Raw genomic sequence first — 24,234 nt, 5'->3', positions numbered from 1 at the left:
CTTTGGTTCAGCGTCCCATGGCCTGGAGCATGGTGCGTCCCAGGCTCGCCGGGCTGTCGGCGATATGGATGCCGGCTGCGGTCAGCGCCTGTACCTTGAAGTCGGCGGTGTCGTTGCCGCCCGAGATCACGGCGCCGGCATGTCCCATCCGGCGGCCCGGCGGTGCCGTGCGGCCGGCGATGAAGCCGACGACGGGCTTCTTGGTGCCGCTGGCCTTGATGAATTCGGCGCCCTTCACCTCGGCGTCGCCGCCGATCTCGCCGATCATGATTATACCCTCGGTCTCGTCGTCCTTCAGGAACAAATCGAGACTATCGACGAAGTTGGTGCCGTTGACGGGGTCGCCGCCGATGCCGATGCAGGTGGTCTGGCCGAGGCCCGCCGCGGTCGTCTGGGCCACCGCCTCATATGTAAGCGTTCCCGAGCGGGAAACGATGCCGATCTTGCCGCGGCGGTGGATATGGCCGGGCATGATGCCGATCTTGCACTCGTCCGGCGTGATGATCCCCGGGCAGTTGGGGCCGATCAGCCGGGTCGCGGAGCCGTTCAGGGCGCGGCGGACCTTGACCATGTCGAGGACGGGGATGCCCTCGGTGATGCAGACCACCAAGGCGATCTGGGCGTCGATCGCCTCCAGGATGGCGTCGGCCGCGAAGGGCGGCGGGACGTAGATCACGCTGGCGTTGGCGCCGGTCTCGTTGACCGCGTCGGCGACGGTGTCGAAGACGGGCAGGTCCAGGTGCTTGGTGCCGCCCTTGCCGGGGGTCACGCCGCCGACCATCCGGGTGCCGTAGGCGATGGCCTGCTCGGAGTGGAAGGTCCCCTGCGCGCCGGTGAAGCCCTGGCAGATGACCCGCGTTTCGGAATTGACGAGAACCGACATGTCAGGCGGCCTTTCTCTGGACGGCGTCGACGATCTTCTTGGCCGCGTCGGCAAGATCGTCGGCGGAGAGGATGGGGAGGCCCGATTCGGCCAGGATGCGCTTGCCCATCTCGACGTTGGTGCCTTCAAGGCGGACGACGAGGGGGACGTGGAGCGAAACCTCGCGGGCCGCGGCGACGACGCCCTCGGCGATCACGTCGCAGCGCATGATGCCGCCGAAGATGTTGACCAGGATGCCTTCGACGTTCTTGTCCGACAGGATCAGCTTGAACGCGGTGGTCACCCGCTCGCGCGTGGCACCGCCGCCGACGTCCAGGAAGTTGGCCGGCTCGCCGCCGTACAGCTTGATGATGTCCATGGTCGCCATCGCCAGGCCGGCGCCGTTGACCATGCAGCCGATGTTGCCGTCGAGCTTGATGTAGTTCAGCTCGTGCTTGGCGGCCTCGCGCTCGGAGGCTTCCTCCTCGTCCGGGTCGCGCAGCTCCTCCACGTCCTTGTGGCGGAACAGGGCGTTGTCGTCGAAATTCATCTTGGCGTCGAGCGCGATGATGTCGCCGGCGCCGGTCACCACCAGCGGGTTGATCTCGACGATCGAGGCGTCCAGGTCCACGAAGGCCTTGTATGTGGCCAGGATCAGCTTGACCGCGGCGTTCACCTGCTTGCCTTCCAGGCCCAGGCCGAAGGCGAGCTTGCGGGCGTGGAAGCCGGAGATGCCGGTCGCGGGGTCGATCGCGACCTTGATGATCTTTTCGGGGGTGTTGTGGGCGACCTCCTCGATCTCCATCCCGCCCTCGGTGGACGCCATGATGGTGACCCGCGAGGTGGCGCGGTCCAGCAGCAAGCCCAGGTACAGCTCGCGCTTGATGTCGCAGCCTTCCTCGATGTAGAGGCGCTTGACTTCCTTGCCGGCCGGGCCGGTCTGCTTGGTCACCAGGACCTGGTTCAGCATTTCCCGGGCGTTGGACGAGACGTCCTGGACCGACTTGACGACGCGGACGCCGCCCTTTCCTTCCGGGTTGTTCTGGAAACGGCCGGCGCCGCGGCCGCCCGCGTGGATCTGGGACTTCACGACCCAGACCGGGCCGCCCAGCTCGTTCGCGACTTTCTCGGCTTCGTCCGGCGTGAAGGCGACGCCCCCGCGCGGCACGACGACGCCATAGCGCTTGAGCAGGGCCTTAGCCTGGTATTCATGGATATTCATTGAGGCCCTCCCTGGGCATTTATTCTTGTCCCGTACCGGGGGAGCGGGCGGAAACCCGCTCCCACGATGCGGAAAGATAGAAGTCTTACAGCAAGCCGGCGGCGCGTGCCCACTTATACTTTGCGCCTAGCACCGAGACCGGGGTCTCGGTCGAGTAGGGGTAGGCCACGATGCCGTGCTGGTACAGGTAGTCCGCGGCCTCCTCGACCTGGACGTCGCCGGCCAGGGACGCCACCACCGGCTTGTCGATGCCCTTGTCGCGCATTTCCTGCACGACCTCGGTGATCACCTTCGCGAACACCATCGGCGGGGTGATGATGGTGTGCCAGTAGCCCAGGATGAGGGCGTGGATGCGCTCGTCCTCCAGGCCCAGCCGGACCGTGTTCTGGTAGGTGGTCGGCGGCTCGCCGCCGGTGATGTCCACCGGGTTGCCGGCGGCGCCGAACGGCGGGATGAACTTGCGGAACGCCGCGTCCAGGTCGGCCGGCATGGTCATCAGGTTCAGGCCGTTGTCCACGCAGGCGTCGGACAGGAGCACGCCCGAGCCGCCGGCGCCGGTGATGATCACCACGTTCTCGCCCTTGGGCGTCGGCAGGACCGGCACGCCGCGGGCGAACTGGAGGAGATCCTGGAGGGAGCGGGCGCGGATCACGCCGCTCTGCTTCAGCACGTCCTCGTAGATCTTGTCGTTGCCGGCGAGCGCGCCCGTGTGCGAGCTGGCGGCGCGGGCGCCCATGGAGGTGCGGCCGGCCTTGAGCACGACGACGGGCTTCTTCTTGGAGACGCGCTTGGCGGCTTCGGAGAAGGCGCGGCCGTCCTTCAGGTCTTCCAGGTGCATGGCGACGATCTGGGTGTTGTCGTCATGCTCGAAGAAGGTCAGCAGGTCGTCCTCGTCGATATCCGACTTGTTTCCAAGGCCGACGATCGCGGAAACGCCCATCTTGGTCGAGCGGCTGAAGCCGATGATCGCCATGCCGATGCCGCCGGACTGGGACGACAGCGCCGCCTTGCCCTTGACGTCGAACGGGGTGCAGAAGGTCGCGCACAGGTTCAGCGGGGTGTAGTAGAAGCCGTAGATGTTCGGCCCCATCAGGCGGATGTCGTATTTCCGCGAGATCGCGACCAGTTCGTCCTGGCCTTCCACGTTGCCGGTCTCGGCGAAGCCCGACGGGATCAGGATGGCGCCGGCGATGCCCTTCTCGCCGACCTCGGTCAGGGCCTGGGCCACGAACTTGGCCGGGATCGCGAAGACGGCGATGTCGACGTTGCCGGGGATGTCCTTGACGCTCTTGTACGCCTTGTAGCCCAGGACCTCGTCCAGCTTGGGGTGGACCGGGTAGATGTCGCCCTTGTAGCCGCCGTTGATGAGGTTCTTCATCACGGAGTTGCCGATCTTGCCGTCCTCGGTCGAGGCGCCGATCACGGCCACCGCACCCGGCTTCATGATGCGGTTCATCTTGTTGAGGATCTGCTCCTCGTTCGGCCGGTAGCGCTGGACCTTCGCCTCGAAGTCGAGCACCACGCGGACGTCGGCGGCGGTGGCGCCGTCGGCCCGGGCGAACACCGGGTTCAGGTCCAGCTCGACGATCTCGGGGACCTCGTCCACCAGGCGGGAGACGTTGACCAGGATGGTCGCCAGCGCCTCGCGGTCCACCGGCTCGGAGCCGCGCACGCCCTTCAGCATCTCGGCGGCCTGGATGCCGTCGAGCATGGACAGTGCGTCGTCGCGGGTGATCGGGGCCAGGCGGAAGGTGATGTCCTTCAGCACCTCGACCAGGATGCCGCCCAGGCCGAAGGCGACCAGCTTGCCGAAGCTGGGGTCGGTCACGGCGCCGATGATGACTTCCTGGCCGCCCTTCAGCATCTGCTGGACCTGGATGCCGTGGATGTCGGCCTTGGCGTCATAGGCCTTGGCGTTGTCGATGATCTTCTGGAAGCCGGCGCGGGCCTCCTCGGCGTTCTTGACGCCGACCAGCACGCCGCCGGCCTCGGTCTTGTGCAGGATCTGCGGGGAGACGATCTTGAGCACGACGGGGAAGCCCATGCCTTCCGCGAGGCGGGCGGCGTCGTCGGCGGTCTTGGCGAGGCCTTCCTGCGGCACGGGGATGCCGTAGAGGTCGCACAGTTCCTTGGCTTCGGGAGCGGTCAGGCTGTCGCGGCCCTCGGACTTGGCCTTGGCGAGCAGGCGGCTGACGGTTTCCTTGGCATTGGCTTTGTCGATTACTGCAGTCATTGGGGTTTCCTCTCTGATACTCGTTGGAGTTTCCCGCTTGTTGCAGGCCGTGAGGGGGCTTTCGCGGAACGGCCCTTGGCCCCCACGGGTGTCGAATTCTCGTTCTGATCGTCGGCGGGAGGTGCCCGGATCAGGTCCGGGCATCTCCGGCGGGTACCGCTTACTCGGCCGCCAGCCGGGTCGCCTGCCCGACCGCGCCGGAGTTCTTGATCTCGGCGATCCGGTTGTCGTCGAAGCCGAGCACGTCGCGCAGGATCTCGTCCGTGTGCTCGCCCAGCAGCGGCGACCGGGTGACCTCGGTCGGGCTGTCCGACAGCTTGATCGGGTTACCGACGCTCAGGTACTTGCCGCGGGTCGGGTGGTCGACCTCGACGATGGTGCCGGTCTTGCGCAGCGACTGGTCCTCGGCGATCTCCTTCATGGAGAGGATAGGGCCGCAGGGGATGTCGTACTTGTTGAGGATGTCCATGGCCTCGAACTTGGTCTTGGTCATGGTCCATTCCTCGACCGTCGCGAAGATCTCCTTCAGCTTCGGCAGGCGGGCGGCCGGCTTGGCGTATTCCGGATCGGTGACCCATTCCGGCTTGTTGATGACGGTGCAGATCTTCTCCCACACCGGGGCCTGGGTGATGAAGTAGATGTAGGCGTTGGGATCGGTCTCCCAGCCCTTGCACTTCAGGATCCAGCCCGGCTGGCCGCCGCCCGACGCGTTGCCGGCGCGCGGCACGGTGTCGCCGAACTCGCCGTGCGGGAACTGCGGGTATTCCTTCAGCGGGCCGTGGGCCAGGCGCTGCTGGTCGCGCAGCTTGACGCGGCACAGGTTCAGCACGCCGTCCTGCATGGCCGCCAGGACCTGCTGGCCGCGGCCGGTGCTGTTGCGCTGGTAGAGCGCCGCGACGATGCCCAGCGCCAGGTGCAGGCCGGTGCCGCTGTCGCCGATCTGGGCGCCGGTGACCAGCGGCGGGCCGTCGTCGAAGCCGGTGGTGGAGGCGGCGCCGCCGGCGCACTGGGCGACGTTCTCATAGACCTTGCAGTCCTCGAACGGGCCGGGGCCGAAGCCCTTGACCGAGGCGACGATCATGCGCGGGTTCAGCTCCTGGATGCGCTCCCAGGAGAAGCCCATGCGCTTCAGCACGCCGGGGGCGAAGTTCTCGACCAGCACGTCGCAGGTCTTGACCAGCTCCTCCAGCACCTTCTTGCCTTCCGGCGACTTGGTGTCGAGCGTGATGGAACGCTTGTTGTGGTTCAGCATCGTGAAATAGAGGCTGTCCACGTCCGGAATGTCGCGCAGCTGACCACGGGTGATGTCGCCCTCGCCGGGCCGTTCCACCTTGATCACGTCGGCGCCGAACCAGGCGAGCAGCTGGGTGCAGGTCGGCCCCGACTGGACGTGGGTGAAATCCAGGATACGGACACCGTCTAATGCCTTGGTCATTGCAATCCTCCCGAGGTCTTGCGTGGTTTGTTACTGACCGCGTTTTTCTTGTTAGGCGGCCTGCCCGCGCGGAGCAGGCCGTTCTCGTCATGGTCCAGGGGACGTCAATGTCCAGGGGACCGGTTTCCGGTCACTGCGGCGGCGGCGGCGCCTTGCGGACCGTGCTCTGCGGGTTGAGGCTGCCGATGTTGCCGCTCTCGGTGCCCGCCGCCGGGTCGATCACCGCGTTGATCAGGGTCGGCTTGCCGGAGTCCATGGCCTCGCTGACCGCGCGGTACAGCTCGTCGGGCGCCGTCACGTGGACGCCGACGCCGCCGAACGCTTCCATCATCTTGTCGTAGCGGGAGTCCGGCACGAAGACCATCGGCGAGGGATCGTCGCCGCCGGTCGGGTTGACGTCGGTGCCGCGGTAGATGCCGCTGTTGTTGAAGACGACGATGCAGACCGGCAGCCTGTAGCGGCAGATCGTCTCCACCTCCATGCCGGAGAAGCCGAAGGCGCTGTCGCCCTCGACGGCGAGCACCGGCTTGCCGGTCTCCACCGCGGCGGCCACGGCGTAGCCCATGCCGATGCCCATGACGCCCCAGGTGCCGACGTCCAGGCGCTTGCGCGGCTCGTACATGTCGATGATGCCGCGCGCCAGGTCGAGCGTGTTGGCGCCCTCGTTGACCAGGATGGCGTCCGGCCGCTCCTTGATGACCCGGCGCAGCGCGCCCAGGGCGCCGTGGAAGTTCATCGGCGACGCGTTGCTCATCAGCTTCGGCGCCATCTTGGCGATGTTGGCTTCCCGGCGCTCGGTCACGGCCTTGACCCAGTCGGCCGGCGGAGCGGGCCACTGCCCGTCGATCCCGGCGAGCAGCGCGGACACGCAGGAGCCGATGTCGCCGACCAGCGGGGCCACGATCTCGACGTTGCTGTCCATCTCCTTCGGCTCGATGTCGATCTGGATGAACTTCTTCGATCCGGGCTCGCCCCAGGTCTTGCCCTTGCCGTGGGACAGCAGCCAGTTGAGGCGGGCGCCCACCAGCAGCACGACGTCGGCATCCTTCAGCACCATCGAGCGCGCGGCGCCGGCCGACTGCGGATGGGTGTCGGGCAGCAGGCCCTTGGCCATGCTCATCTGGAGGAACGGGATGCCGCTCTTCTCGACCAGCGCGCGGACTTCCCCGTCGGCCTGGGCATAGGCGGCACCCTTGCCGAGCAGGATCAGCGGGCGCTTGGCGTTCTTGAGGACGTCGAGGGCGCGCGCCACGGCGCCCGGGTCGGGAAGCTGGGCCGGGGCCGGATCGATCACCTTGACCAGCGACTTGCGGCCCGCCGCCTCGTCCATCACCTGGGAGAACAGCTTGGCCGGCAGGTCGAGATAGACGCCGCCCGGACGGCCCGAGACGGCGGCGCGGATGGCGCGCGCCACGGCGATGCCGATGTCCTGGGCGTGCAGCACGCGGAAGGCCGCCTTGCAGTGGGGCCGCGCGATGGCCAGCTGGTCCATCTCCTCGTAGTCGCCCTGCTGGAGGTCGACGATCTCGCGTTCCGACGAGCCGCTGATCAGGATCATCGGGAAGCAGTTGGTGGTGGCGTTGGCCAGCGCGGTCAGGCCGTTGAGGAAGCCCGGGGCCGACACGGTCAGGCAGATGCCCGGCTTCTTCGTCAGGAATCCGGCGATCGCGGCGGCGTTGCCGGCGTTCTGCTCGTGCCGGAACGAGATGACGCGCAGCCCCTCGGCCTGCGCCATGCGGAGCAGGTCCGAGATCGGAATGCCGGGCACGGCGTAAAGGTTTTCGACGCCGTTGAGCTTCAGCGCGTCGATGACGAGCTGGAAGCCGTCCGTCAAAGCAGGCGGCGCATCGAACTGGGATGCGTCCGCGGCTTGGTTCTTGACCGCTGTTGCAGCCGCACTTGACATAACAGTAGCTCCTCCCCGAGCTCCTTAAGGTTCAAGATCGGTCAGTCGAGAAAATCGCAGTGCTTCTCGACATGGGCCGCCAAGTCGAGCGTGTGGTCACGCACGAGCCGTTCGACCAGATCCGCGTCCCGCTTTTTCAGTGCGTCGATGATGTGCCTGTGCTGCACGATCGACCGATGGGCACGGTCATCCTGTTGAATGGTGATCTTGCGGATGGCCCGGATATGGACGAACAGGTTCTCGGTGATCTCGATGATCAGATTGCAGTCCGACGACCGGATGATCGACTGGTGGAACTGGATGTTGGCGTCGGAATATTCGTCGAGATGACCTTCGAGCCCGCCGTCGGTGAAGCCGGTGACCAGTTCCTCCAGGGCCAGGATCTCCGCGTCGGTGCAGCGCTGGGTGACCAGCCGGGCCGCCATGCTCTCCAGGGCCGCCCACACCGTGATCATCTCGATGATCTCGCGCTTGGTCTTGCGGACCACGAAGATGCCGCGCCGGGGGACCGAGCGGACGAAACCTTCCCGTTCCAGCAGCGCCATCGCCTCGCGGACCGGCGTACGGCTGACGCCCAGGGCCTCGCACAGCTGACGCTCGTCGAGCCGGATCTCGCTGGGGTGGTCGTAAATCCCCATCTGCGAGATCGCGCTTTTCAGCGCCGCATAGGCCTTGGTCTTGAAACTCGCCCCCGTATCCAGGGGCTCGACCGCGAACTTCATGGTGTTCATCCCTGTCTCCACCCGTCCCGGCTCTTTTGCTTTTCAGCGCTTCGTCCGGTGTTCGGCTCGGTATTCGCGTTCCGGCCTCTGAATGAAAAATATTGTATACCAGATACGGTCTACCCTACAAGGGACTTTGTGATCAAACGGGAAATTTGTTTTGTCATGCGGGTGCGCGGACGCAACATTCTTGTTGCATCGCAGCAAATCGGCGTGGGGGAGAGGGGGGATTTACCGGCGCGGACTTGGCCCGGTCGTGATGACGAACAGGGCCTTGTAGGTCGGATAGAGTTTTGACCGGCGTGGGCCGCCGATCCACCGTGAATGAAACTAATTTGCCGGTCACTCAACCGTAGGTCGGGTAGAGCGCAGCGGCACCCGACAAGCAGGCGAGTTGGTGTCGGGTGCCGCTTCGCTCTACCCGACCTGCATTTCCGGCCAACCGATTCTTTTTCGGGAAGAGTGTCGGCTATCGACCGCCGGGTTACTCGCCGGGGCGGAGGAGGTCGGGGAAAACGTCGCCCGGCGCCTGGGCGTCCATCAGGCGGTCCATGTAGGCGTCGTGTTGATCCGGCGTCGCGGTATCGATCAACCGTTCCACGTCCGCCGTCAGGGCGCCGAAGCGGCGGGTGAACTGGCGCTTGAGCATGGCGGCCCTGCCCTTGGCCTCGCCCCTGACTTCGCCCCGGGCCTCGCCCTTGGCCTCGCCTCTGGCCTCGCCCTCGGCGACGCCCTTGGCGATGAGTTCCTGTTCCCACTTCTTGATGCGTTCCGCCAGCATGTCCTGAACCTCCTCGATATCCATCGACACCGTCGTGGCCGGCGGGGTGCCGACCAGGCCCGCGACCGAGTGCGCCACCAGATCGCCGAACGCCAGCCGCAGCGTCGCGTGGCCCGGATGGCTCTTGAACCAAGCCACCGCCTGGGCGACCAGGCCGGGCAGGTCGTCCGGCCGGTCGCAGATCTCGATCCGGAACAGCAGCGCCACCAGGCTATCGTGCCGGGCCAGGTCCTCGGCGTGCAGCCGCTTCTCGTCGATCAGATGATAGCGGACCTGCGGCTGCCAAGGCCAGAGCGGCGAGTCCTCGGGCAGCGCCACGAGGTCGGTCGTGGCGGCGGGGCTGTTCCAGCGGGCCTCGCCGGCATAGAGCACGATCGGCAGCAGCGGCGGCAGCCGGCCGCCCGGCGCCAGGGCGCGCCCGTCGATGATCTGCTGCCAGAGCAGGCCGGAATAGACCTGCACCCGCACCGGCATGAACCGCTCCGGGGTCGCCTGGAATTCCAGCAGCAGATAGATGTGGACCATCTCTCCCGCCAGGGTCGGCACGCGCCAGATCACGTCGCCCTCGCGCCGGTCGCCCCAGGCGGCGTGGAACTTGGCGTTGACCCGTTCGAGCCGGGTGAAGTCCAGCAGGGCGGCGATCCCGGCGGGCAGGAAGCCGCGCACGAGCTGCTCGATCATCACCGGGTCGGAGAACAGGCGGTGGTACAGGGAGTCGGAGGCTTGCATGGTCGCGGGCGCCGGTCGGGTGATGGTCGCGCGAACAGCAGCATACTCCCGCAACCATCGGCAAGCCCCGACCTTCTCCCGCGACCTTCTGACCCGGCGCGGTTCATCAGAAGGGGTCTGACCGCCTCGGGTCCGGCCACGCGACCGCGATCAGCATGGGGCGGTCGTGGGCGACGGTGCCGTCCGGCTCCGGCGCGAGGGGCACGGCGACGGCCTTGAGCATGCCGTCCCGCTCGGCGGCGCGGGGGCCGGGCGGGATCGGGCCGGAGGCCGCGGCCTGGGCCGCCGCCGCGTTGAGGGTGAGGCGGCCGATCCGGTCCGCCTGGGCGCGGCTGGCCCAGGCGGTGCCCCGGAAGCCGGCGGGCAGGCCGAGCAGTTCGGCGGCCAGCGGGAACAGGGCGAGGCAGAACGGCGGGTCCGCACGCGGGCCGTCGCGGACCAGGATCAGGCGGCGGCGGAACGGCATCCACAGGCGGCCGTCGATCTCGGACCACCGGCAGCTTCAGCGAGGTCCAGGCGCTCGGCGGCCCGCTCTGGCACGGCGGCAACTCGCGCGCCGGGTCCAGCCGGTTCGTCGGCCGATTCCCCGACATGTGGCGGATCGACGGGCGCCTGTCCAAGAACCGGCTCGCGCGGATCACCGGCGACAGCGTCGGGCTGGTCCAGGTGCAGGGCAGGGACGGCATCGGCAAGACCCTGCTGGCGGAGGAATACGCCCGGCGCTTCGGCGCGGCCTATCCCGGCGGCATCATGTGGTTGAGTGCCGCCAGGGGGCAGGACCTGGGCGCGCAGCGGCAGGGCATCGCCGAAAGCCTCGGCATCGCGACCGCCGGCCTTGGGCCGGACGCGGTCGAGGGCCTGCTGAAGGGCAGGCTGCTGGCCAGGCGGGAAACCTACCTGTGGGTCGTGGACGACCTGCCGCCCGACGCCGATACAGCCGAGCTGAACGCCTGGAGCGCGCCGACCGCCAACGGCGCGACACTGGTTACCACCCGCGGCACCGGGTTGGGCGGTTCGGGCTTCGTCCTCCGGCTGGGGCTTCTGTCGGACGACGAGGCCCATGAGCTTCTGACCGGCCGCCGGCCCGCGCGTGGCGATGGCGAGCGGGCGGCGGCGCGGGAGATCCTGGCCCTGCTGGGCAACCACGCCCTGGCGGTCGACGTGGCGGGTGCCGCCGTCGAGATGCTGGGCTACGCGGGCTTCCGCGACCGGCTGCGCGATCCCGCTGACGACGCGACGGAGCTGGCCGCGGAACTGGCCGGCGACCTGCCGACCGGCCATGCCCGGCAGATCGCGGCCACCCTGCTGGACAGCATCGACCGGCTGGACGCGGCGGGCCTGCGCTTCCTGCACCTCGCCGCCCTGCTGGCCCCGGCACCGATCCCCCTGTCCCTGGCGGCCGATGTCTTCGCCCGGCTGCCCGGCTGCCCGGCGGCGGCGACGGCCTGGCCAAGGCCGCCCGCGCCGTCAAGGCGGCCGCGTGGGAAGCCCTGGCCGAACACATCCCGGGCGGCGGGGAGGATGCCGGCGACGCCGTGTCGGTCCATGTGCTGGTCAGCCGCACCCTGCGCTTCCACAGGGGCGAACCGCCGCCCGCGATGCGCGAGGCGGCCGTGGCCGCGCTGAACGGGCAATGCGGCAGGCCGGTGACATCCGCACCCATGCCGCCCTGCTGCCCCTGGTCCCCCACGCCCGCGCTCTGACCGGGGACCTGCCGGACGCCCCCACAGCCACGCTCCTGTCGTGGCTTGGACGGTTCAATCTTGAGCGGGGAGCTTACGCCGACGCGGAGGTGGACTGCCGCCGTACCTTCGAAGCAAGCAAACGCCTGCTGGGCGACGAGCATTCCGACACCCTGGGCAGCATGAACAATCTGGCCGGAACGCTCTCGGATCTCGGCGACCTTCAAGGCGCGCGGGCGCTGGTAGCCGAGGCGTTGCCTGTGGCGCTGCGCAAGTACGGTCCGGCACCCGAACTTTCACAAAAATTGATCGCTTGGGCCAGATATCTCGGCCTGCCCATGCCGTAATCCGCTGTCCTGCGCTGATCTTCGGATGTCGCCACCGAGCCGCCCCCGGCCGATCGGCGACGCCGACATGTGCAGGCCGGTGGCCGCTTCGGTGAACAACGACGCGAGTCCTCAACCGTAGGTCGGCTAGAGCGAAGCGGCAGCCGACAGCGGCGCGCCGGTTTCGTCGGGTGCCGCTTCGCTTTACCCGACCTACGGGCGACGGGGCCACGCCGGCGGCTGGTCCGATCAGGGTTTCAGCAGGTCGGCGACCGCGGCGAGGAGCTGGCTGTCCCTGAACGGCTTCCCGAGATAGCGGTCGAAGTCGATCCGTCCCGTGACGGCTTCCTCAGTCACCGCGGTGGCCAGGATGATCCTGACCTCTTCCAGGGGCGGGGTGTCCCGGATGCGGCCGACCAGTTCCGCGCCGTCCATCAGCGGCATCATGTAGTCGGTGATGATCAGGTCGGGGCTGAAGCCCTCGAGGTGCCGCAGGGCTCCCACTCCGTTGTAAGCCTCGCGGACCTCGTGCCCGTACCGCGCGAGCAGCGCCGCGTTGGCCATGGTGTTGAGAACCTCGTCATCGACCAGGAGAATGCGCGCCATCAGTCGATCCTCCCGCCGGACGGGGCCTCGTCGTCGATGATGACGCCCCGGCCGTCGATGACGAAGGGCCTGATCGCGGCGTCGAAGGCGCTGTGCCGCATCTTCACCACCGACAGCAGGCGCCGGAGGGTCGAGTCCTTCTCGGCATAGCGCAGCAGCACGACGTTCTCGGCCACCGACGCCACGTCCTCCTGGACGGTCAGCTCCGGCATGAAGAAGTCCCGGGCCTCGGCCGTACACAGCGTCGACGCCTGCTCGGCCCGGAGCAGCAGGGTGAGCGCCGTGAAGAACGCCTCGTTCCGGTTGTCGAACACGGCGGCATTGCCCAGCGCGCCGGCGCCGTCGATGAACACCCGGCGGGCGCCGGAGCCGCGGATCGCGTCGAGCAGCGTGTGGGCCATCTCGTCCAGCAGGGTCTCGGTGCGCGGATACCAGAGCACGCGGACCGCGCCCGAGGCGCACAGGCCTTCGAGGTCGATGCCGAGCCCGCGCGCCTTGTGCATCAGCTCCCCCGGCGCCTCGTAGCAGCTCAGCAGGATACCGCGCTCGGCCGGGGAACATCGGCCCATGAACATCAGCCCGCACGAGGTCTTGCCGCTGCCCGCCGGCCCGGCGACCAGGGTCGTCGATCCCGCCTTCGGGCCGCCGCCCATCATCGCGTCGAGCCGGGGAATGCCCGTGCTGACGCGCTCGACCGGCATGCGGCCGGCATCGACCGGCGTCGCCAACGTCTCCAGCCGGGGCCAGACCTGCAGGCCGGCGCCCGTGATCTCGATCAGGTGGCGCCCCGGCAGGGTCGGGCTGCCGCGGAACTTGTGGACGATCAGGGACCGGACGGCGCGCGCCGAGAACAGATCCTCGCCCAGTTCCAGGATGCCGTCGGCCACCGTGTGCTCCGGGCTGGACGACGGGCCGGTCGCGTTGATGATCAGCAGCATCGTGCATCGGCGCAACGCCGCGTCGCCCTGCAGCGCGTAGAGGAAGCGCCGGAACTCCCGGTCGCACTCGGCATATTCCTGGATGACGTGCAGCCCGTCGATCACCAGCACCGAGGGCTCGAACCTGTGGAGGGCGTCGCGCAGCAGATCGTGGAAGCCCTTGATGCCCTCCTCGATCAGCATCTGGAACCCGTTCACGTAGAAGAGCGGGTCGGGCACCAGCCGGGTGTCGGCGAAACCCAGCGAGGCCAGGTTCTGGAGCATCTGGTCGTGGGATTCCGCGGCCAGGGTGACGTAGACGGCCCGGCGCGCCTCGTGCGCCTGATGGAAGACGATCTGGTTGGCCAGGATGGTCTTGCCGCTTCCGGGCATGCCCTGGAGCACATAGACCCGGCCTTCCGCGAATCCGCCGCCCAGGACGGCATCGAGCCCGCGGATTCCTGACGGCAGCCGCTGCGGGGAGGGTCGATCGGCCATGGGCACCACCGGCGGTCAAGAGTGCGTCATATGCCTTTGCCGAACGGCGCGGCCAGGCATGGGACCAACGCTTACCTTTGGTGCATGTTCCTTCGATACCTGTGTTTCCTGGACGCGGGACGATGCGATGTCAATCCGGGATGGGGCCCGGGACGAGGCCCGGGATGAGGCCGGCGGCCAGGCGGTCGCGGGCGTCGGCGCTCCGGGAAAGCCCCTCCTTCACGGTCGCCCTGTCCTCGGCGGTGCGGTTCTGGCTCATCTTCCGCTTGGCGTCGATCCGGGCGATGGGCAGCCGCACACCGACGATGCCGCGCAGCTGCGCACCTACGAAGTCGGGCGGCGCGTCGCCGACGGCCCAGGGTCGGGGACGCGCCGCCTCGTGCAGGTCGGTCAGGCGCGTGACGACGTCGAGCAGGCGGTCGGGATCGTCGTAGAACTCGACCGGGCCGTAGGCGTGGATCGCCACGTAGTTCCAGGTCGGAACGACCTTCCCGTCCCGGCCCTTGCCCGCGTACCAGGAGGGGGTGACATAGGCGTCCGGCCCCATGAAAATTGCCAGGGCGTCGCCGGCCGGTGCCTCCCTCCACTGGGGATTGGCCTTCGCGACATGGCCATGGAGCGTGCCCATCTCCCCGTCCCGCTCGTCGAGCAACAGGGGCAGCGGCGTGGATATCAATCCGCCGGCCGTGGCCGTGACCAGGTTGGCGAGCCTCGCGGCCCGCATCGTCTCGTGGATGAAGGGCAGGTCGCTCTCGCGGAACGCCGGGGGAATATACATCGGGACCTCCTTGACAGGACGGAGCTTTCCGGAAAACCGGTCCATTCTGAACGGCCACCGCGCATGGACGGCTTCAGGCGATCAGCGTCGCGGCGATCGTGACCATGACGATGCCGATGCCCAGATCCAGCACCCTCCAGGCGCCCGGCCGCGCGAAGACGGGCCGCAGCAGGCGCGCACCATAGCCCAGGGAAAAGAAGAAGAGGAAGGAGGCCGTCATCGCCCCGAGCGCGAAAAGCTCCTTGTCCGCCGCGAACTGCGTGGACACGGAACCAAGCAGCACCACGGTGTCCAGGTAGACATGAGGGTTCAGCCATGTCAGCGCCAGGCAGGTCGCCAGCGTCGCGCCGAGACCGGCGGGAACGGATTCTGCCGGCGTCAGCGCGTTTACCGAGCGGGCCGCCGCCAGGAAGCTGCGCAGGCCATAGGCGAACAGGAAGGCCGCGCCGGCATAGCGCGTCGCCGTTTCGAGCCAGGGTGCCCGGTCGGCGGCCTGGGCGAAACCGCCCACTCCCGCCAGGATCAGCACGGCGTCCGAAACCGCGCAGGTCAGGCAGACCGCCAGGACGTGTTCGCCGCGCAATCCCTGGCGGAGCACGAAGGCGTTCTGCGCGCCGATGGCGACGATCAGGCTGAGGCCCAGCAGAAGGCCGGGGAGGAAAGCGGACAGCATGGCGGACCACCTTGGTTGCGGAGGCGGCTTCACTAGCACGGCGGACCGGATTAGCATGCTTAAAGATAATCAGCTTGATTAAGGGATGCTAATCCGTGCTCGATTACGCCCTGCTCTCCGCCCTGGCGGCCGTCATCCGCACCGGCAGCTTCGAACGGGCAGCACAGCAGCTTCACGTCACCCCCTCGGCGGTATCGCAGCGGGTCAAGCTCCTGGAGGAGAGGCTGGGGGCTATCCTGGTGGTGCGAGGCTCCCCCTGCGTCGGCACGCCCGCGGGGCAGCGCCTGTGCCAGCACGTGGAACAGGTGGCCCTGTTGGAGAGCGAGTTGCGCCAGGAGCTTCCAGGCTTCCGGCACGCCGGGCCGCCGGTGACCGTCCGCATCGCGGTGAACGCCGACAGCCTCGCCACCTGGTTCGTCGCCGCGATGGCCGAAACGCGGGACTGCCTGTTCGACCTCGTCATCGACGACCAGGAGCACAGTGCCGACTGGCTGCGCCGGGGCGAGGTCCTGGCCGCCGTGACGTCCGGCGCCAAGCCGGTGCAAGGCTGCGACAGCACGGCGCTGGGCGCGCTGCGCTACGTCGCGACCGCCAGCCCGGAGTTCGTCGGCCGGCATTTGCCCGAGGGGGTGCATGTCGACTCCCTCGCCCGTGCGCCGTGCCTGACCTTCAACAGCAAGGACCGGCTGCAGACGCTATGGACGCGGCAGGCCTTCGGCACGGAAATCGCGCCGGCCACCCATTGGCTGCCCTCGTCCCAGGCGTTCATCGACGCGGCGCTGGTCGGCCTCGGATGGGGAATGAACCCCGAGATGCTGGTCGCCGACCATCTCCGTCACGGTCGGCTGGTCGCCCTGGTTCCGGACCAGCCGCTCGACGTACCGCTGTTCTGGCAGCGCAGCCGCATCGCGAGCAGCCGCCTGGGCGACATCACGCGAGCCGTCCTCCGCACGGCCGGCGCCATGCTGAAGTGACGGGAAGCTCTATGCTCGTCCTGTCCACGGCGTGCGAAGGCTCTTGCGCGAATTGGAGCTGTGCCCGATCCGGCCGGAGCAGCCGGGTCGATGCGTTGGGCCACGGCCCAACCTAAGATTGACGGCTCGCATCACCTCTGCTCTGCATCAAACCGTAGGTTGGGCCGAGGCCCAACGCATCGCGGCGATGGGATTGTCTCACGCCTGATAGGCGATCCTCAGCGCCCCCCAGTGACGCCCCTTCACCAGGATCGGGGCCGATACGTCCTTCATCAGCTCGAAGGTGCCGCCCATGTCGCGGCGGTAGGCCTGGAGCAGGAAGGGTTCGCGGCTGCGGCCGGCGGCGAGGCCGACGCGGTCGTTGAACATGCGCCGGTTCCGGGAATGGGCGGCGTTCCATCGGGTGTCGCCGGGTCGCTGGGGATGGCGGTACTTGGTGTTGTGGGTCGGGAAATAGCCGTTGCGGTCGATCGCGTTGCAGAAGACGATCCTGTCCGACAGTTCCAGCACCCCGTCCAGGAAACCGACCAGCAGTCGGTCGGCGGCATCGCTGAAGCGGGTGACGCACTGCTCGGGCGAGGTGCCGGGCACGGGCTTGTAGTCCGCGTCGAACAGCGCGTCCAGGGTCAGGGTCCCGGCGTCGATCGCCCCTTCCAGGATCGACGCGACGCGGCCGGCGCCGTCCCGCACCGCGCGGATGAACGGGGTATCGACCGTCTCGACGTCGAGGCGGCTGGACAGGCCGATCAGCTTCTCGCTCGACGCCAGCAACCCGTTCAGGCGGTCGCGGGCCTGGTTGAGGTTGCCGCTGGACTGGGTGACGCCGGCGGACAGCTCGACGATGCGCTGCTCGACCGTGGCGATGCCGGTGCCGATCATGCCGGCGGCGTCCTCGATGCGGTCCTGCTGGCGGTCCACGTCGCCGATGGCGCCGGCCAGCGTCTCCATCAGGTCGCCGATCCGGCCGGCGTCGCCGCCGACCGCCGTCGCCTTCGACGCCGCCCCGGCCCCGCGGGCCGCCAGGGCCTTCACCTGCTCGGTCAGGTAACGCAGGGTCGCGTCGATCTCCTGTGTCGCCACGGCGGTCTTGCCGGCCAGCGCCTTGACCTCGTGGGCGACCACGGCGAAGCCGCGTCCGGCCGATCCGGCGCGCGCGGCCTCGATCGTCGCGTTGAGCGCCAGGAGGTTGGTCTGCTTGGCGATCGCGGCGATCTCCTGCGCGACCTTGCCGACGCGGGCCAGGGCGTCGGTCAGGTCGGCCGACTGTTTGTCGATCGCCGTCACGTCCTCGGTCAGGGTGTGCAGCCCGGCCAGCGCGTCGTCCACCTGCCCGCGCCCTCGGGCCACCTGCTCCCGGGCCTTGGCGGTCACCGCCCGGGCGGCCGCGGCGGCGGCGCTGACATGCCCGGTCCCGGCCGCCATGTCGGCGGCGTCGCCGCGCAGTTCCGCCAGCACCGAGACCTGGTGGGAGATCCGGCCGCTGACATCGTCGACATGGCCGGCCACGTCGGCGAACGCAACGCCAAGACTTCCGATCTCCTGCGCCAACTCCACGATGGCCGTTTCGGTGTTGACGGCCCGATCGGTGCCGACTGACACGCTGTCTCTCATAGATACCCTCCCGTTACAGTCTGGAGTTGACGATGCCGTTCTCCAATTATCTTTTTGGAAGATGGTACCCGGCAGCGGTTAACAGTTGACTCAAAGGCGTCGGAGTCTTTCGGCCTATCCGTATCGGCCGGTTCGTCTTCGGACGACTGGGGGCCACGGGGCTCCGGAGCGCGGCGGCGCTTAACGTGGATCAATTACCCCCGCCGGCAAACCGGTACGATCCGCCCCGGCCCCGCTCGCGGGCACGTGTCAGAAACGGGGGGAAACATGCCGAGAATGAAAGCCGCCATCTTCGTCGAGCCCGGCCGCATCGCGCTAGACGAGAAGCCTGTCCCGGACGTCGGGCCGCTCGATGCCCTGGTCCGGATCACCACGACCACCATTTGCGGCACCGACGTCCATATCCTGAAGGGCGAGTACCCGGTCGCCCGCGGCCTGACGGTCGGGCACGAGCCGGTCGGCGTGATCGAGAAGCTGGGCTCGGCCGTCCAGGGCTACCGGGAGGGCCAGCGGGTGATCGCCGGCGCCATCTGCCCCAGCGGCCACAGCCACGCCTCGCTGTGCGGCTTCCATTCGCAGGACGGCGCCGGGACGGCGCATGGCTGGAAGCCGCTCGGGGGCTGGAGGTTCGGCAACACCATCGACGGCTGCCAGGCCGAGTTCGTGCTGGTGCCCGACGCCATGGCGAACCTCGCCCCGGTGCCCGACGGGCTGAGCGACGAGGAGGTCCTGATGTGCCCGGACATCATGTCCACGGGCTTCTCCGGCGCCGAGCGGGCGGGGATCAGGATCGGCGACACCGTCGCGGTGTTCGCCCAGGGGCCGATCGGCCTGTGCGCCACGGCGGGCGCCAAGCTGTGCGGCGCCACGCTGGTGATCGGGGTGGACACGGTGCGCGAGCGGCTGGAGGCGTCCCGCCGGATGGGGGCCGACCGGGTGGTCGATTTCAAGGCCGGCGATCCGGTGGAGCAGATCATGGCGCTGACGGACGGGCGCGGGGTGGACGTCGCGATCGAGGCGCTGGGCACCCAGGCGACGTTCGAGGCCTGCCTGCGCGTCCTGCGGCCAGGCGGCACGCTTTCGAGCCTGGGCGTCTATTCCACCGACCTGCACATTCCCCTGGGGCCGTTCGCCGCCGGCCTGGGCGACCACACCATCGTCACGTCCCTGTGCCCCGGCGGCAAGGAGCGCATGCGCCGGCTGATGAATGTGGTGGCGTCCCACCGGGTCGATCTCCGCCCGATGGTGACGCACCGCTTCAAGCTGGACGACATCGAGGCCGCCTACGAGCTGTTCTCGCACCAGCGCGACGGCGTCCTGAAGGTCGCCGTAACCCCGTGACGCGTTGCCCGGCCCGTCATCAATGGGCCTGGGCCAGCATGATGCGGAACCGGGCCAGCGCCGCCGCGAGGAACAGGCCGCCGAGGCCGGCCAGCACGAGGAGCTGCGGCCAGACCACCTCCAGCCCCGCGGCCCGGAACAGCACCGCCTGGGACAGCGTGACGAAATGGACGGTGGGGGAGACCTGGATCAGGGTCTCCAACACCGGCGGCATGCCCTCTATCGGCGAAGTGGCGCCCGAGAGCATGTTCAGGATCAGGAAGACCGGGATCGCCATCAGCGCGAACTGGGGCATCGACCGCACCAGGGTGGCGAGCAGGATCCCGAGCGAGGTGGTCGCGAACAGGTAGGCCGCCGCCCCGGCCAGGAACAGCGCCATCGACCCCTCGACCGGGACGCCCAGCGCGCCCTGGACCACGAAGCGCAGCGACAGCCCCGCCGCCACCAGGATCACCAGGCCGTTGGCCCAGATCTTGGCGACGGCGATCTCGCTTGCCCGGACCGGCATGACCAGCAGGTGCTCGATCGTGCCGTGCTCCCGCTCCCGGATGACGGCGGCGCCGACCAGCAGGATCGACAGGATCGTGATGTTCTCCATCACCGCCATGACGGAGTGGAACCAGGCGCCCTCCAGGTTCGGGTTGAACCAGGCGCGCGTCACGGCATCGATGGGAACCGCCGTCGCCTCTCCGCGCGCCTGCAGGAAATCCATCGCCTCCCTCTGCACGATGGCCTCGATGTACCCGGCGCCGACCCCCGCCTGGGTCATCGCCGTGGCGTCGATGTTGAGCTGAAGCTCCGGCTGGCGTCCGCGCAGCGCGTCGGCCTCGAACCGCGGCGGGATGTCCAGCACGAAGGTCCGCTCGCCCCGGTCCATGGCCGGGTCCAGCTCGGCCCGGTCGATCAACGACGGCGGCCGGAAGTAAGGTTGCAGGAAGGCTTCGCGCAGCCGGGACGACAGGGCCGAGTGGTCGCCGTCCACCACCGCGATGCTGGCGTTCTCGATCTCGGTCTTCACCCCGGTCGCCACGCTGTAGACCGAGAAGGAGAAGGAATAGATGATGAAGGCGAACAGCACCTTGTCGCCGGCGAGGCTCGCCAGCTCCTTCAGGCCGAGGCGGAAGACGTTCGATAGCCAGATGGGCATGGTCAACGCTCCTGCTTCCTGAGCAAGCGGCTGGCGATCATCAGGAACCCAACGCCGAACGCGAACAGCATCAGGAATTCGAGCCGGAAATCCGCGAACGGCCGCCCTTTCGCGAAGGTGCCGATGCTGACGTTCTGGAACCACAGGGAGGGGAAGCCCAGCCCGATATAGCGCCCGGCCCCTTCCACCGTGGCCGCGGGATAAAGATATCCCGAGAAATTGATGGCCGGCACGGTGACCAGCACGGCCGTCGCGATGATCGCCGCGACCTGGCTCCTGACGAAGGTCGAGACCACCAGGCCGACCCCCGTGGCGGCGAACACGTAGAGGAAGGCCCCCAGCGCCAGCGCCGCCATGGATCCCTTCACGGTCACGTCGAACAGGACGGCGACCAGCAGGGTAAGCGACAGGAAGCTGAGGAACCCGATCGCGACGTAGGGCGCCTGCTTGCCCAGCAGGAACTCGCCAACGGTCGCCGGAGACGCCTGGAGATTGCTGATCGAGCCGACCTCCCTCTCCCGCACCACGCCCAGCGCGGTCAGCATGGACGGCACGATGATCAGCAGGATCATGATGCAGCCGGGCGTAATCGCGACGGCGCTGCGAAATTCCTGGTTGTAGCGGAACCGCGCCTCGACCTGGACCGGGTACGGCGATACCGCCTCCCCGGCCGTGCGTCGGGCGAGGTCCTGCGCATAGGAGGACACGATGCCGTCCACGTAGCCGCGCGCCGTCTCGGCCCGGAACGGCATCGACCCGTCGAGCAGGAACGCCACCTCCGGCCGGTGGCCGTCCAGCAGGTCGCGGCCGAAGCCGGGCGGAATATCGATGGCGACCCGCAGTTCGCCCGACCGGAGCCGCGTGTCGATCTCGCTTTCGCTGTCCATCGGCGGCCGCTGGTCGAAATAGCGCGACCCCGCGAAGCTTTCCACGAACTGGCGGCTCTCGGCGCTCCGGTCGCGGTCGAACACGGCGAAGGGAAGGTCCTCCACGTCGAAGGTGACGCCGTAGCCGAAGGTGACCATGAGCACGAGCGGGCTGAGCAGGGCGAAGGCGAGCCGGACGGGGTCCCGCAGGATCTCGATCATCTCCCGCCGCGCGAAGGCGAAGATCCGCCCGAAGGACGCGGCGAGCGTCGCATGGTCCGGCGGCTTCGCGTCGGCCGTGGCGGGCGGTGCCGCCGCGGCGCCCTGCCCCGCTTCCTGCCCCGACTCCCCGCCGGCCGCCTCCACCAGGCAGGCGACGAAGGCGTCCTCCAGGGACGCGGAACCCCGCGCCTCGCGGATTTCCCGCGGCGTGCCGACGGCCAGCGTCCGCCCGGCATGCATCAGCGAGATGCGGTCGCACCGTTCCGCCTCGTTCATGAAGTGGGTGGAGACGAAGACGGTGACGCCGTCGCGCCGCGCCAGCTCGCCCAGGTGGCGCCAGAACATGTCCCGCGCCGCCGGGTCCACGCCCGAGGTCGGCTCGTCCAGGATCAGCACCTCCGGCCGGTGCAGGCAGGCGGCGGCCAGTTGAAGGCGCTGGCGGATGCCGAGCGGCAGGCTGTTCGGCCGGGCGTCGGCCACGCCGGCGAGGTCGAACCGCTCCAGCGCCTCGCGGGTGCGCGGCCCGACCTCCGCCGCCGGGATGCGGTACAGCCGCGCGTGCAGATCCAGGTTGGCGCGGACCGACAGCTCCTCGTACAGGGAGAAGGACTGCGACATGTAGCCGACCCGCATGCGCGTCTCCATGTCGCCCGCCGCGACCGGGCGGCCCAGCAGTTCGGCCCGCCCCTCGGTGGCCGGCAGCAGCCCGGTCAGCATCTTCATGGTCGTGGTCTTGCCGCAGCCGTTGGAGCCGAGGAAGCCGAAGATCTCGCCGCGCTCGATCCGGAAGCCGACCCCGTCCACGGCGGTGAAGTCCCCGAACCGGCGGGTCAGCCCCTCCGCCAGGATGGCCGGCGGCGCTCCAGGATCCGGGGTGCGGGGCGGCAGCGGCGTCCAGCCCTCGGCCGGCCGGCCCCCCCTGCCCCGCTGGAGGGCGGCGAAGGCCTCGTCCAAGGTCGCGGCGCCGGTCCGGGCCAGCACCTCGGCGGTCGGGCCGGCGGCCAGGATCGTGCCGCCGTCCATCGCGACCAAGCGTTCGAACCGCTCCGCCTCCTCCATGTAGGCGGTGGCGACCAGCACGGTCATGCCCGGCCGGCCGGCCCGGATGTCGTCGATCAGGTGCCAGAACTGCCGGCGCGACAGCGGATCGACGCCGGTGGTCGGCTCGTCCAGGATCAGCAGGTCCGGATCGTGGATCAGCGCGCAGCACAGCGACAGCTTCTGCCGCATGCCGCCCGACAGCTTGCCGGCGGGGCGGTCGGGAAACGGATGCAGGCCGGTGGCGTGAAGCAGCCGGTCGATGCGCGCCCGGCGGTCCGCCCGGGACAGGCCGAACAGGCTGCCGAAGAAGTCGATGTTCTCGACCACCGACAGGGTCGGATAGAGGTTCCGCCCCAGCCCCTGGGGCATGTAGGCGATGCCGGGCGCCGCCCGGTCGCGGTGCGCGGCCGAGGTCATGTCGCCGCCCAGCACCCGGACGGTGCCCGCCTGCCCCCGCTTGACGCCGGCGATCAGCGCCAGCAGCGTGGACTTGCCGACGCCGTCCGGGCCGACCACGGCGGTCGCCGTGCCGCCGGGGATCTGGAGCGAGACGCCGGCGAGCGCCGCGATGCGCCCGTAGCGGTGCGAGACGCCGTCCAGTGCTACCGCGTCGTCACCGGACATCGGCGGTCTCCGCCCCCTCGGGAGTTGGCGGGAGCTTCGGTGCCAGTTCGGCCGGCCACTCCGCCGCCCGGTCGATCCGGACATAGGCGTTGCCGGTGAGCCCCGCGCGCACATAGTCGCGGTAGGTCTCCAGCAGCTTGGGATCGATCGCCAGCTTGACCCGGTACATCAGCTTCTCGCGCTCGTCGGAGGTCTCGACCGCCTTGGGGGTGAACTGCGCCTCCGCCGCGATGAACGACACCGTGGCCGGCACAACGTAGCTGGGCGCCGCGTCGAGCACGATGCGGGCTTCCGAGCCGTGCGCCACCCGCCCGGCCTGGCCGGTGGGCAGGAAGATCGTCATGAAGACGTCGGTCAGGTCCAGGACGGTGACGACCCGCCCTCCCGCCCCCAGCACCTCGCCCGCCCGGGCGAGCCGGTATTCCACCCGGCCGGAGACGGGGGTCTTCAGGGTCATGTCGGCGATGGTCGCCTCGATCTGGGCGACCTGCGCTTCGGCTGCCTCCCGTGCGGCCTTGGCGTCCCGGACGGCGGCCCTGGCGCCGAGGATCTGGGCCTTGGCCACCTCGTTCTGCGCCCGGCGCCGGTCCACTTCGGCGGTCGAGACGGCGGCGCGCCGTTCCAGCTCCACGACGCGGCGCAGTTCGACCTCGGAAAGCTGCTGCTCCGCTTCGCGGATCGAGACCTCCGCCTCGGCCTTGCCGATGCCCTCGACGGCGCGCCGGACGGCGGCCTTCGCCGCGAGGAGCTGGGCCTGGAGTTCCGTGACGTCCATGCGGGCCACGATGTCGCCGGCCTTGACGGCGTCGCCCTCGCGGACGTGGATCTCGGCGACGCGGCCGGCGAGCTTGGTGGCGATGTCGACCCGTTCGACCTCGATCCGGCCGTTGGCCGACGCCAAGCCGGCCGGCAGGGCGCGGGACTGCTGCGTGTCCCAGTAGGCATAGCCGCCGGCGGCGATCCCGACGACGGCGAGCAGGGCGAGAAGAGGTGCGGCGCGCATGAAGACCATTGTGCTGGTTGCGGGGGCGGTACGGC

At 69.0% G+C, this 24,234-nt stretch carries 20 protein-coding genes; 4 read left to right on the top strand and 16 right to left on the bottom strand.

Annotated elements, in window-relative coordinates:
• Nucleotides 1-7: 7 nt before the first annotated feature.
• The 8 genes from sucD to JL100_RS34805 form a co-directional block, all read right to left on the bottom strand.
• Nucleotides 8-883, bottom strand: coding sequence for a succinate--CoA ligase subunit alpha (gene sucD, locus JL100_RS34840; RefSeq protein WP_202683332.1), 876 nt, complete (start codon nucleotides 881-883; stop codon nucleotides 8-10).
• Between the two features lies 1 nt (nucleotide 884).
• Nucleotides 885-2,084, bottom strand: a complete 1,200-nt coding sequence (gene sucC, locus JL100_RS34835) for an ADP-forming succinate--CoA ligase subunit beta (RefSeq protein ID WP_202683331.1) — start codon at nucleotides 2,082-2,084, stop codon at nucleotides 885-887.
• A gap of 85 nt (nucleotides 2,085-2,169) precedes the next feature.
• Entirely contained in the window at nucleotides 2,170-4,317 is a 2,148-nt protein-coding gene (locus tag JL100_RS34830; RefSeq protein WP_202683330.1) for an acetate--CoA ligase family protein, read from the bottom strand.
• A 160-nt stretch (nucleotides 4,318-4,477) separates the two neighbouring features.
• Entirely contained in the window at nucleotides 4,478-5,752 is a 1,275-nt protein-coding gene (gene frc / locus JL100_RS34825) for a formyl-CoA transferase (RefSeq protein WP_201083131.1), read from the bottom strand.
• A 130-nt stretch (nucleotides 5,753-5,882) separates the two neighbouring features.
• Entirely contained in the window at nucleotides 5,883-7,658 is a 1,776-nt protein-coding gene (oxc, locus tag JL100_RS34820) for an oxalyl-CoA decarboxylase (RefSeq protein ID WP_202683329.1), read from the bottom strand.
• Nucleotides 7,659-7,699: 41 nt separating this feature from the next.
• The gene (locus tag JL100_RS34815) at nucleotides 7,700-8,389 is read right to left on the bottom strand and encodes a GntR family transcriptional regulator (RefSeq protein WP_202683328.1); all 690 of its coding nucleotides are present in this window, start codon (nucleotides 8,387-8,389) and stop codon (nucleotides 7,700-7,702) included.
• A gap of 475 nt (nucleotides 8,390-8,864) precedes the next feature.
• On the bottom strand, nucleotides 8,865-9,890 hold the full coding sequence (locus tag JL100_RS34810; RefSeq protein ID WP_202683327.1) for an Rpn family recombination-promoting nuclease/putative transposase: 1,026 nt from the start codon (nucleotides 9,888-9,890) through the stop codon (nucleotides 8,865-8,867).
• Nucleotides 9,891-9,996: 106 nt separating this feature from the next.
• Nucleotides 9,997-10,356 (bottom strand): hypothetical protein, encoded by a 360-nt coding sequence (locus JL100_RS34805; protein WP_202683326.1) that lies wholly within the window; start codon nucleotides 10,354-10,356, stop codon nucleotides 9,997-9,999.
• Nucleotides 10,357-10,481: 125 nt separating this feature from the next.
• Between JL100_RS34805 and JL100_RS34800 the strand changes: the two genes are divergently transcribed.
• Both JL100_RS34800 and JL100_RS34795 read left to right on the top strand, forming a co-directional pair.
• Nucleotides 10,482-11,516: an NB-ARC domain-containing protein gene (locus tag JL100_RS34800; protein ID WP_202683325.1), complete on the top strand. Its 1,035-nt coding sequence runs from the start codon at nucleotides 10,482-10,484 to the stop codon at nucleotides 11,514-11,516.
• A 7-nt stretch (nucleotides 11,517-11,523) separates the two neighbouring features.
• Nucleotides 11,524-11,919: a tetratricopeptide repeat protein gene (locus JL100_RS34795; protein ID WP_202683324.1), complete on the top strand. Its 396-nt coding sequence runs from the start codon at nucleotides 11,524-11,526 to the stop codon at nucleotides 11,917-11,919.
• A 228-nt stretch (nucleotides 11,920-12,147) separates the two neighbouring features.
• On the opposite strand, the gene JL100_RS34790 is transcribed toward JL100_RS34795, so the two are convergent.
• The 4 genes from JL100_RS34790 to JL100_RS34775 all read right to left on the bottom strand — a co-directional run bounded on the left by JL100_RS34790 (nucleotide 12,148) and on the right by JL100_RS34775 (nucleotide 15,370).
• On the bottom strand, nucleotides 12,148-12,504 hold the full coding sequence (locus JL100_RS34790) for a response regulator (protein WP_202683323.1): 357 nt from the start codon (nucleotides 12,502-12,504) through the stop codon (nucleotides 12,148-12,150).
• Nucleotides 12,504-13,919: an ATPase domain-containing protein gene (locus JL100_RS34785; RefSeq protein ID WP_202683322.1), complete on the bottom strand. Its 1,416-nt coding sequence runs from the start codon at nucleotides 13,917-13,919 to the stop codon at nucleotides 12,504-12,506. Before JL100_RS34785 ends, JL100_RS34790 begins: the two co-directional genes overlap by 1 nt.
• Nucleotides 13,920-14,049: 130 nt before the next feature.
• On the bottom strand, nucleotides 14,050-14,697 hold the full coding sequence (locus JL100_RS34780; protein ID WP_202683321.1) for an FMN-binding negative transcriptional regulator: 648 nt from the start codon (nucleotides 14,695-14,697) through the stop codon (nucleotides 14,050-14,052).
• A gap of 73 nt (nucleotides 14,698-14,770) precedes the next feature.
• The gene (locus JL100_RS34775; RefSeq protein ID WP_202683320.1) at nucleotides 14,771-15,370 is read right to left on the bottom strand and encodes a LysE/ArgO family amino acid transporter; all 600 of its coding nucleotides are present in this window, start codon (nucleotides 15,368-15,370) and stop codon (nucleotides 14,771-14,773) included.
• Nucleotides 15,371-15,465: 95 nt separating this feature from the next.
• On the opposite strand from JL100_RS34775, the gene JL100_RS34770 reads away from it, so the two are divergent.
• Nucleotides 15,466-16,344, top strand: coding sequence for a LysR family transcriptional regulator ArgP (locus JL100_RS34770; protein WP_202683319.1), 879 nt, complete (start codon nucleotides 15,466-15,468; stop codon nucleotides 16,342-16,344).
• Between the two features lie 198 nt (nucleotides 16,345-16,542).
• Here the strand turns inward: JL100_RS34770 and JL100_RS34765 are convergent, their stop codons facing one another.
• Nucleotides 16,543-17,955, bottom strand: coding sequence for a methyl-accepting chemotaxis protein (locus JL100_RS34765; RefSeq protein ID WP_202683318.1), 1,413 nt, complete (start codon nucleotides 17,953-17,955; stop codon nucleotides 16,543-16,545).
• Between the two features lie 267 nt (nucleotides 17,956-18,222).
• Here JL100_RS34765 and JL100_RS34760 point away from each other — a divergent pair, with 267 nt between their 5' ends.
• Nucleotides 18,223-19,296 (top strand): NAD(P)-dependent alcohol dehydrogenase, encoded by a 1,074-nt coding sequence (locus tag JL100_RS34760; RefSeq protein WP_202683317.1) that lies wholly within the window; start codon nucleotides 18,223-18,225, stop codon nucleotides 19,294-19,296.
• Between the two features lie 19 nt (nucleotides 19,297-19,315).
• Here JL100_RS34760 and JL100_RS34755 read toward each other — a convergent pair whose 3' ends face one another.
• From JL100_RS34755 to JL100_RS34745, 3 genes are read right to left on the bottom strand one after another with little or no spacing between them, the layout of a single operon-like run.
• A complete protein-coding gene (locus JL100_RS34755) occupies nucleotides 19,316-20,443 on the bottom strand; it encodes an ABC transporter permease (protein ID WP_202683316.1) in 1,128 nt (375 codons plus the stop codon).
• 2 nt (nucleotides 20,444-20,445) lie between these two features.
• On the bottom strand, nucleotides 20,446-23,196 hold the full coding sequence (gene rbbA, locus JL100_RS34750) for a ribosome-associated ATPase/putative transporter RbbA (protein WP_202683315.1): 2,751 nt from the start codon (nucleotides 23,194-23,196) through the stop codon (nucleotides 20,446-20,448).
• Nucleotides 23,186-24,199 (bottom strand): HlyD family secretion protein, encoded by a 1,014-nt coding sequence (locus tag JL100_RS34745; protein WP_202683314.1) that lies wholly within the window; start codon nucleotides 24,197-24,199, stop codon nucleotides 23,186-23,188. The genes rbbA and JL100_RS34745 overlap by 11 nt, the downstream gene beginning before the upstream one ends.
• Between the last annotated feature and the right edge of the window lie 35 nt (nucleotides 24,200-24,234).

Origin of the sequence: Skermanella mucosa, assembly GCF_016765655.2 — a bacterium.
Classification (GTDB): Bacteria; Pseudomonadota; Alphaproteobacteria; order Azospirillales; family Azospirillaceae; genus Skermanella; species Skermanella mucosa.
The sequence above is the reverse complement of the archived record's forward strand: the minus strand, read 5'-3'. Positions and strand labels throughout refer to the sequence as shown.

Coding starts and splice junctions, on each gene's coding strand:
- sucD (WP_202683332.1), bottom strand. CDS start 883: ATGTCGGTTCTCGTCAATTCCGAAACGCGGGTCATCTGCCAGGGCTTC.
- JL100_RS34830 (WP_202683330.1), bottom strand. CDS start 4,317: ATGACTGCAGTAATCGACAAAGCCAATGCCAAGGAAACCGTCAGCCGC.
- JL100_RS34780 (WP_202683321.1), bottom strand. CDS start 14,697: ATGTATATTCCCCCGGCGTTCCGCGAGAGCGACCTGCCCTTCATCCAC.
- JL100_RS34790 (WP_202683323.1), bottom strand. CDS start 12,504: ATGGCGCGCATTCTCCTGGTCGATGACGAGGTTCTCAACACCATGGCC.
- rbbA (WP_202683315.1), bottom strand. CDS start 23,196: ATGTCCGGTGACGACGCGGTAGCACTGGACGGCGTCTCGCACCGCTAC.
- frc (WP_201083131.1), bottom strand. CDS start 5,752: ATGACCAAGGCATTAGACGGTGTCCGTATCCTGGATTTCACCCACGTC.
- sucC (WP_202683331.1), bottom strand. CDS start 2,084: ATGAATATCCATGAATACCAGGCTAAGGCCCTGCTCAAGCGCTATGGC.
- JL100_RS34810 (WP_202683327.1), bottom strand. CDS start 9,890: ATGCAAGCCTCCGACTCCCTGTACCACCGCCTGTTCTCCGACCCGGTG.
- JL100_RS34815 (WP_202683328.1), bottom strand. CDS start 8,389: ATGAACACCATGAAGTTCGCGGTCGAGCCCCTGGATACGGGGGCGAGT.
- JL100_RS34775 (WP_202683320.1), bottom strand. CDS start 15,370: ATGCTGTCCGCTTTCCTCCCCGGCCTTCTGCTGGGCCTCAGCCTGATC.
- JL100_RS34805 (WP_202683326.1), bottom strand. CDS start 10,356: ATGCCGTTCCGCCGCCGCCTGATCCTGGTCCGCGACGGCCCGCGTGCG.
- JL100_RS34755 (WP_202683316.1), bottom strand. CDS start 20,443: ATGCCCATCTGGCTATCGAACGTCTTCCGCCTCGGCCTGAAGGAGCTG.
- JL100_RS34795 (WP_202683324.1), top strand. CDS start 11,524: ATGCGGCAGGCCGGTGACATCCGCACCCATGCCGCCCTGCTGCCCCTG.
- JL100_RS34765 (WP_202683318.1), bottom strand. CDS start 17,955: ATGAGAGACAGCGTGTCAGTCGGCACCGATCGGGCCGTCAACACCGAA.
- JL100_RS34800 (WP_202683325.1), top strand. CDS start 10,482: ATGTGGCGGATCGACGGGCGCCTGTCCAAGAACCGGCTCGCGCGGATC.
- oxc (WP_202683329.1), bottom strand. CDS start 7,658: ATGTCAAGTGCGGCTGCAACAGCGGTCAAGAACCAAGCCGCGGACGCA.
- JL100_RS34760 (WP_202683317.1), top strand. CDS start 18,223: ATGCCGAGAATGAAAGCCGCCATCTTCGTCGAGCCCGGCCGCATCGCG.
- JL100_RS34745 (WP_202683314.1), bottom strand. CDS start 24,199: ATGCGCGCCGCACCTCTTCTCGCCCTGCTCGCCGTCGTCGGGATCGCC.
- JL100_RS34785 (WP_202683322.1), bottom strand. CDS start 13,919: ATGGCCGATCGACCCTCCCCGCAGCGGCTGCCGTCAGGAATCCGCGGG.